This window comes from Muribacter muris, assembly GCF_004569585.1.
Taxonomy (GTDB): Bacteria; Pseudomonadota; Gammaproteobacteria; order Enterobacterales; family Pasteurellaceae; genus Muribacter; species Muribacter muris.
The window spans coordinates 1-7,960 of the sequence record NZ_SPPA01000044.1 but is presented as its reverse complement, the minus strand read 5'-3'; the positions used below and the strand labels follow the sequence as shown (position 1 = coordinate 7,960).

General features: G+C 46.3%; 6 protein-coding genes and 2 pseudogenes. 3 read left to right on the top strand and 5 right to left on the bottom strand.

Annotation, left to right across the window (positions count from 1 at the left end; translation table 11 throughout):
* Nucleotides 1-190: pseudogene (locus tag E4T80_RS12260) on the top strand (IS481 family transposase); the annotation flags it as partial.
* Nucleotides 191-330: 140 nt separating this feature from the next.
* On the opposite strand, the gene E4T80_RS12255 reads toward E4T80_RS12260, so the two are convergent.
* The 4 genes from E4T80_RS12255 to E4T80_RS12240 form a co-directional block, all read right to left on the bottom strand.
* Nucleotides 331-1,668: a replication-associated recombination protein A gene (locus E4T80_RS12255; RefSeq protein WP_135058679.1), complete on the bottom strand. Its 1,338-nt coding sequence runs from the start codon at nucleotides 1,666-1,668 to the stop codon at nucleotides 331-333.
* Complete coding sequence (mreD, locus tag E4T80_RS12250; RefSeq protein WP_135058678.1) at nucleotides 1,668-2,156, bottom strand: rod shape-determining protein MreD; 489 nt, start codon at nucleotides 2,154-2,156, stop codon at nucleotides 1,668-1,670. Before mreD ends, E4T80_RS12255 begins: the two co-directional genes overlap by 1 nt.
* Complete coding sequence (mreC, locus tag E4T80_RS12245; RefSeq protein ID WP_135058677.1) at nucleotides 2,156-3,211, bottom strand: rod shape-determining protein MreC; 1,056 nt, start codon at nucleotides 3,209-3,211, stop codon at nucleotides 2,156-2,158. Before mreC ends, mreD begins: the two co-directional genes overlap by 1 nt.
* A gap of 162 nt (nucleotides 3,212-3,373) precedes the next feature.
* Nucleotides 3,374-4,450: a rod shape-determining protein gene (locus E4T80_RS12240; protein ID WP_047977543.1), complete on the bottom strand. Its 1,077-nt coding sequence runs from the start codon at nucleotides 4,448-4,450 to the stop codon at nucleotides 3,374-3,376.
* 281 nt (nucleotides 4,451-4,731) lie between these two features.
* Between E4T80_RS12240 and pntA the strand changes: the two genes are divergently transcribed.
* On the top strand, nucleotides 4,732-6,264 hold the full coding sequence (pntA, locus tag E4T80_RS12235) for a Re/Si-specific NAD(P)(+) transhydrogenase subunit alpha (protein WP_135058676.1): 1,533 nt from the start codon (nucleotides 4,732-4,734) through the stop codon (nucleotides 6,262-6,264).
* Nucleotides 6,265-6,274: 10 nt separating this feature from the next.
* Entirely contained in the window at nucleotides 6,275-7,648 is a 1,374-nt protein-coding gene (gene pntB / locus E4T80_RS12230; protein ID WP_135058675.1) for a Re/Si-specific NAD(P)(+) transhydrogenase subunit beta, read from the top strand.
* Nucleotides 7,649-7,770: 122 nt separating this feature from the next.
* On the opposite strand, the pseudogene E4T80_RS12225 reads toward pntB, so the two are convergent.
* Nucleotides 7,771-7,960, bottom strand: a pseudogene (locus tag E4T80_RS12225) (IS481 family transposase); the annotation flags it as partial.

Genomic DNA, 7,960 nt, shown 5'->3' with positions numbered 1-7,960 from the left:
TTACCAAGTGGCATTTAGGAAGAAAATTTATATGGATTTGAGTACATTACAAGCTGATTTGGATGAATGGTTGCTGTATTATAACCATCACCGAACCCATCGAGGAAAAATGTGCTGTGGAAGAACGCCAATGGAAACATTAGTTGATGGAAAACGAATTTGGGCAGAAAAAAATTTAAGCTCAAATTAATCTGACAGACACACATCGTTTTAAACGGGGACTGTCAGATTGAGTTTGATCTTCTACACATAATTTTCCTTTTTAGGTTAATTGAACAAATTTTATTTTACTTCTGTTTTTTTGCTCAATCAAATTTTAAATCGGCGATTTTATTTATAGCGTTTTTGTTCACTAGCAGCATCTAAATGTTTAAGCCAGTCGAGTTTTTCTCTGATCTGTTTTTCCATTCCTCTGTCTGTCGGGAAATAGAATTGGGTCTGTTTTAATTCAGGCGGGAAATAATTCTCTCCGGCGGCGTAAGCGTGGGCTTCATCGTGCGCATAGCGGTAGCTTTCGCCAAAGCCGAGGGATTTCATCAATGCGGTCGGTGCATTGCGTAAATGAGGCGGTACGTCATAATCTTTTTCTTCAGCAGCGAGCTGTTTGGCAGCATTAAAGGCGGTATAAACAGCATTGCTTTTCGGGGCAACAGCAAGGTAAATCACCGCTTGCGCAATTGCTCTCTCACCTTCGTAAGCGCCCACTCGAGTGTAGCAGTCCCATGCAGCCAACGCAATTTGCATTGCTCGGGGGTCGGCATTGCCAATATCTTCGGAAGCAATCGCTAATAAGCGGCGGGCGACATACAGGGGATCGCCGCCGGCGGTCAAAATACGGGCGTACCAATAGAGTGCGCCGTCCGGTGATGATCCCCGCACCGATTTGTGCAGGGCGGAAATCAGATCGTAAAAGCGATCACCGCCTTTATCAAAACGGGCTTGGCGTTCCCCCAGCACTTCTACCAGCAGGTTTTTATCCAATAATTTGCCTTGTGGCAGTGCTTCCGCCATATCGCTCATCAATTCCAAGCAATTTAGCGCAAAACGGCCATCACCATTAACATAATCCGCCAGCAGATCCAGTACATTATCTTGGATCACTATTTTCTCATTGCCTAGCCCCCGCTCTTTGTCTGTAAGGGCATTTTGCAAAATTTGGCGAATTTCGACCGCTTGCAGCGGTTTGAGAATGTAAATTCTCGCTCTAGAGAGCAAAGCGTTATTCAGTTCAAAGGAAGGGTTTTCGGTGGTTGCGCCAATAAACACAATCGTGCCGTCTTCAATATGCGGCAAAAACGCATCTTGCTGGCTTTTGTTGAAGCGATGTACCTCGTCCACAAACAGCAACGTTCGCCGTCCGGTTTGACGGTGCAGTTTGGCTTGTTCAATCGCTTCTCGGATCTCTTTAATACCACTGGTTACCGCAGACAGTTTAATCACTTCGGCATCAAGACTGCTCGCAATAATCTCTGCCAAGGTGGTTTTACCCGTACCGGGCGGCCCCCAGAAAATCATTGAGTGGCTATACCCTGCTTCTATCGCACGGCGAAGGGGTTTGCCTTGTCCGAGTAAATGTTCCTGCCCGACATATTCCGCCAAACTGCGAGGGCGCATTCTGGCAGAAAGCGGACGAAAATCGGCTGAAAAATCAAGGCTTAAACTGTTCATTAGCGTAAGTGTAGCCCTCGGCGGATTTGTCTCATTAACAGGAAGATCCAAGGCCATAAAACCCCGCTAATGACCGCCCCTAGTAGCTCTTGTTGGTTAAACACGGCACCATGTAAAACCAGTTCGACAAAAAGGATCAAAAAACGGATCACGGCAATATAGGCAATCACTAGCACCCCTTGCAACCATAGGGAAAGATTACGCAAAATCAGGTGATATTTCGCCACAAAATAGATCGCAATCGACAAGACCAAAGCGTGAACGCCTAGAATGGAACCTAAAATCAGATCCCAAATAATACCGGCGATAAATGCTGTCCCCACACTGATTTTATTCGGCAGTGCCAATGCCCAATAAATCAACACCAACACTACCCAAGTTGGACGCAGCCCTTGAAATCCCGCCGGCCACGGCATAATTTCCAATACAAACGCCACAATAAAAATCAGCACCAATACCAGAATTTGAAACAGCGCATTTTCTCTCATTATTCTGCCCCTTGATCTGTACTGTGGTTAATCTCGCTCTCTGCCTCCGGTGCAGTTGCCGGATTTTCAAGCAGTTCTTCCGGTTCAAGCGGTTCGTTTTTCGGTTCTTCGTTATTACCGATTTTCATCTTTTTCGCATTTTTAAGCCGAGAGAGCGGGTGTAAATTTCGGCGGCGTTCTTCCACCACATCACGCACATCTTGCGGAGAAAGCCGCTGGGTTTTATGCATTTCTTCCGCTGTCGGCCACAATAGTAATAAATAACGCAGCCGCTCTAAAGATGCCAACGGGCGAGCAATAGCTTTGGCAAAATGGTTTGAGCCGTCATTATGCACCATTTCGACCACGGCAACCGGATAGCCCTCCGGAAAACGTCCGCCCAAGCCGGAAGTAACCAAAATATCGCCGGTTTTAATGTCCACCGTTCGAGGTAGATTATCTAAAATCAATTCATCATTATTGCCCGTACCGTTAGCAATCGCCCGCACATCGTTGCGTAAAATTTGTACCGGAACGGCGTGAGTAACGTCCGTCAGCAGTAACACCCGGCTGCTGGTTTCGCCGACAGAAATAATCTGCCCGACTACGCCCTTTTCATCAATAATCGGCTGCCCGACAAATGCGCCGTCTTTGCGACCTTGATTGACAATAATTTGTTGACGGTAAGCGTCCATTTCGGCGGTTAATACTTCCGCCACTTTTTTATATTCGTCTTGACGTAGGGGGGAGCTAAGCAGCAAACGCAGGCGTTGGTTTTCTACCTTGAGCTGCTCAAGCAGTAACAAATCGGCGTTTTTTTCCCGTAGCTGCTCTTTTAAGGCTTGGTTTTCAAGCTGTAATTTTTGGCTATCAATGAAGTTATTGCTAACGCTATCTAACACCGTGCGGGGCGCATTAGCAAAATAGTATAAACCGCTGACGGCGGTTTCGAGCATATTCCGCATTTGGATCATTGCATTGCTGCGACCGTCCAATAAAATAAAGGCGATAGAGATGCTCACCGCAAAGAAAAGTCTCACGCCAAGGGAAGGCGCTTTGGCAAAAATGGGCTTCATTGTTTATTTCGTTGATGAGAATGACCAAAATGTGCTTTGCAAATTATGGCGTATTGCTGACCGCTTGCATAGGGTAAGCACATCGGGTTAAAACTGGGCTTACCGTTAAACAGAGGGACGCAATGCGTCCCTACCAATTCACTAATTTATCACAATATTCAATTAGTTATCATCACTAAACAGATCGCCGCCGTGGGTGTCAATCATCTCTAACGCTTTACCGCCACCACGCGCCACACACGTAAGCGGATCTTCAGCCACAATCACCGGTACACCTGTCGCTCTTGAGAGCAATACATCAAGGTTTTTCAGTAACGCACCACCACCGGTTAAAACCATTCCACGCTCGAAAATATCGGCAGCTAATTCCGGCGGGCATTGTTCCAATACGCCTTTTACCGCTTCTACAATGCCTGTTAATGGCTGTTCAATCGCTTCCAGCACTTCTTTTGAGTTTAGTTCAAAAGTTCTCGGCGCACCTTCCGCCAGATTATGACCGTGTACTTCCATTGTTTTTACTTCGCCTTCTAGCGGCTCTTTGGTTTTATCATCTAATTGGATACAAGCGGTGGCGATCTCTTTTTTGACACGCTCTGCCGTGGTTTCCCCGATCGCCGAACCATAATGACGGCGGACATAAGCGATAATCGCTTCGTCAAATTTATCCCCCCCGATCCGCACTGAAGATGAGTGAACGATGCCGTTTAAGGATAATACCGCCACTTCGGTTGTCCCACCGCCGATGTCGATCACCATTGACCCCGCCGCTTCGGTAACCGGTAATCCCGCACCGATTGCTGCCGCCATCGGTTCTTCAATTAAATAAACCTCGCGCGCACCTGCACCGATTGCCGATTCTTTAATCGCTTTACGCTCGACTTGGGTTGCTCCTGCCGGTACGCACACTAATACGCGCGGGCTTGGGCGCATAAAGTTGTTGCTGTGCACCTGCTTGATAAAGTGCTGTAACATTTTTTCCGTTACATAGAAATCGGCGATTACGCCGTCTTTCATCGGACGAATCGCCAAAATACTTTTTGGGGTTTTGCCGAGCATTGATTTTGCATTAGTGCCGACCGCTGCGATACTTTTTAACGACCCAATACGATCTTGGCGAACCGCAACCACCGAAGGCTCATCTAATACGATGCCTTGCCCTTTAACATAAATCAGGGTGTTTGCCGTACCTAAATCAATAGAAAGATCGTTTGAAAATAATCCAAGAAATTTTTTAAACATAGTGGGATCCGTTAATTTTGCGTTGTATTCAAAAAAGAAACCCCTTGGCGAGAAAAGGGGAAAATTGTGTGTCAATATAGCAAAAAAGCCTTGCTAACTCCAATAATTAATGTAATTTTTTATCGGAATACTGGTTTGGACAGTACAATTCTGCAATTTATCCCTTTTAGATAATGGATTAGAAAAATTTTTCCCAATCACAAAAATAAATGGTACATTTATGCCTGTTTTTTCACGAAAACAGTTTCACTATTTCATTTTAAAATCATACAGGAGTCTTTATGCTTATTGGTGTACCAAGAGAGCTGCTGGACAATGAAAGTCGTGTGGCGGCAACGCCGAAGACCGTTCAGCAAATCCTCAAACTAGGCTTTAATGTGATCGTTGAACGCGATGCCGGATTTAAAGCCAGTTTTGAAGATGCAGCCTTTGCTGAAGCCGGCGCAACGGTGGGGAATGCCACTGCCGTTTGGAATGCGGATATTATTTTTAAAATCAATGCCCCAACCGATGAAGAAATTGCCTTAATTAAAGAGGGTGCAACGCTCGTCAGCTTCATTTGGCCGGCACAAAATCCGGAGTTAATGGCAAAATTAGCCGCAAAAAAAATTAATGTACTGGCAATGGATGCCGTACCTCGCATCTCCCGTGCGCAATCTCTTGATGCACTCAGTTCAATGGCAAATATTGCCGGCTACCGTGCGGTAGTGGAAGCCGCTCACGAATTTGGCAGCTTCTTTACCGGTCAAATTACCGCAGCAGGTAAAGTCCCGCCGGCAAAAGTATTGGTAATCGGCGCAGGTGTTGCCGGTTTGGCGGCAATCGGCGCGGCAAATAGTCTTGGTGCGATTGTGAGATCCTTCGACTCCCGTCCGGAAGTCAAAGAGCAAGTCGAAAGTATGGGGGCAAGTTTCCTTGAAATTGATTTCAAAGAAGAAGGCGGCAGCGGCGACGGTTATGCTAAAGTGATGTCGGAAGAATTTAACCGCCGCGCCCTTGCTCTTTATGCCGAGCAAGCGAAAGAGGTTGATATTATTATCACCACTGCGTTAATTCCGGGCAAACCTGCGCCACGTTTGATTACCAAAGAGATGGTGGAGTCAATGAAACCGGGCAGTGTGATTGTCGATTTAGCGGCAGCCACCGGCGGCAACTGCGAATTAACCCAAGCGGGCAAAGTGGTCGTTACCGACAATCAAGTCAAAATCATCGGTTACACCGATTTACCAAGCCGCTTACCAACCCAGTCCTCTCAGCTTTACGGCACAAACTTAGTCAATTTACTCAAACTTCTCTGCAAAGAGAAAGACGGGAATATCCAAATTGATTTTGACGATGTGGTATTGCGTGGCGTTACTGTCATTCGTGACGGTGAAATCACTTGGCCGGCACCGCCAATTCAAGTATCCGCTCAGCCACAGCAGAAAGCCGATGCCAAACCGGTTGCTAAAAAAGAAGAAAAACCGACTGATCCCCGTGTGAAATACGGTGCAATGGCATTAGCGGGACTGGCTTTCCTTTGGATTGCTTCCGTTGCCCCTGCGGCGTTTTTATCACACTTTACCGTGTTCGTACTGGCTTGTGTAGTCGGCTACTATGTGGTATGGAACGTGAGCCACGCTCTGCACACACCGTTAATGGCGGTAACCAATGCAATTTCGGGCATTATTATTGTCGGGGCATTACTGCAAATCGCTCAAGGCGGGTTCTTTATCAGTATCCTCGCATTTATTGCTATTTTAGTCGCAAGTATCAATATTTTCGGTGGCTTTAAAGTTACCCAACGTATGCTTGCAATGTTCAGAAAAGGTTAAGGAGAAAGCAATGTCTGAAGGTTTAGTTCAAGCTGCATATATTATCGCAGCATTGCTCTTTATTATGAGCCTTGCGGGGCTTTCTAAGCACGAAACCGCCAAAGCGGGCTGCTGGTACGGTATTGTCGGTATGACAATCGCCCTCGTTGCAACCATTTTTGGGCCGGAATCCAAAGGCACAATTTGGATCTTAATCGCAATGGCGATCGGCGGTGCAATCGGTATTCGCCAAGCCTTAAAAGTCGAAATGACCGAAATGCCGGAATTAGTGGCGATCCTACACAGCTTTGTCGGTTTAGCGGCAGTGTTGGTCGGCTTTAACAGCTACGGTTTAAGCCACGAAGCAGATCCTGTGCTACAAAATATCCACAATGTTGAAGTCTTTTTAGGTATCTTTATCGGGGCAGTAACCTTTACCGGTTCAATCGTTGCTTTCGGCAAATTGCGTGGCATCATCAACTCAAAAGCGTTAATGTTACCGCACCGCCATAAATTAAACCTTGCGGCTTTAGTCGTTTCCGCGTTGTTAATGGTGGTGTTCTTAAATAGTCCGGAAAATATTTTCCCTGTGCTATTGATGACGGCAATCGCTCTCGCATTCGGCTGGCATTTAGTTGCTTCAATCGGCGGGGCGGATATGCCGGTAGTCGTGTCTATGCTCAACTCTTACTCCGGTTGGGCGGCGGCGGCGGCAGGCTTTATGCTCAGCAATGACTTATTGATCGTAACCGGTGCGTTAGTCGGTTCATCGGGCGCAATCCTCTCTTACATTATGTGTAAAGCAATGAACCGTTCATTTATCAGCGTCATTGCCGGCGGCTTTGGTAACGACGTGGTTACGTCTTCCAAAGAAGAACAGGGCGAACACCGTGAAACCACCGCAGAAGAAGTGGCGGAAATGTTGAAAAATGCCGGTTCGGTCATCATCACTCCCGGCTATGGAATGGCAGTGGCACAAGCACAGTATCCGGTTGCGGAAATTACGCAAAAACTGCGTGAACGTGGTGTCAATGTTCGTTTCGGGATTCACCCTGTGGCAGGGCGTTTACCGGGCCATATGAACGTGTTATTAGCGGAAGCTAAAGTGCCTTACGATGTGGTGCTTGAAATGGACGAAATCAATGATGACTTTGCTGAAACGGACGTTGTGCTAGTTATTGGCGCGAATGATACCGTCAATCCGGCGGCAATGGACGATCCAAACAGCCCAATTGCCGGAATGCCGGTATTGGAAGTGTGGAAAGCGGCAAACGTTATCGTCTTCAAACGTTCAATGGCGGTCGGCTACGCCGGCGTACAAAACCCGCTATTCTTCAAAGAAAATACGCAAATGCTCTTTGGCGATGCAAAAGAACGGGTTGATGATATTTTAAAAGCCTTATAATTTAAACAAAAAAATGCCCCAACGAATTGGGGCATTTTTTATCACACAAATTTGTAAATTAAGTGTAGAAGATCAAACTCAATCTGACCAGTCCCCGTTTAAAACGATGTGTGTCTGTCAGATTAATTTGAGCTTAAATTTTTTTCTGCCCAAATTCGTTTTCCATCAACTAATGTTTCCATTGGCGTTCTTCCACAGCACATTTTTCCTCGATGGGTTCGGTGATGGTTATAATACAGCAACCATTCATCCAAATCAGCTTGTAATGTACTCAAATCCATATAAATTTTCTTCCTAAATGCCACTTGGTAA

Bases quoted from the DNA above. Each gene is read 5' to 3' on its own strand.
- E4T80_RS12240 (WP_047977543.1), bottom strand. From the start codon at position 4,450: ATGTTTAAAAAATTTCTTGGATTATTTTCAAACGATCTTTCTATTGAT.
- mreD (WP_135058678.1), bottom strand. From the start codon at position 2,156: ATGAGAGAAAATGCGCTGTTTCAAATTCTGGTATTGGTGCTGATTTTT.
- pntA (WP_135058676.1), top strand. From the start codon at position 4,732: ATGCTTATTGGTGTACCAAGAGAGCTGCTGGACAATGAAAGTCGTGTG.
- E4T80_RS12255 (WP_135058679.1), bottom strand. From the start codon at position 1,668: ATGAACAGTTTAAGCCTTGATTTTTCAGCCGATTTTCGTCCGCTTTCT.
- mreC (WP_135058677.1), bottom strand. From the start codon at position 3,211: ATGAAGCCCATTTTTGCCAAAGCGCCTTCCCTTGGCGTGAGACTTTTC.
- pntB (WP_135058675.1), top strand. From the start codon at position 6,275: ATGTCTGAAGGTTTAGTTCAAGCTGCATATATTATCGCAGCATTGCTC.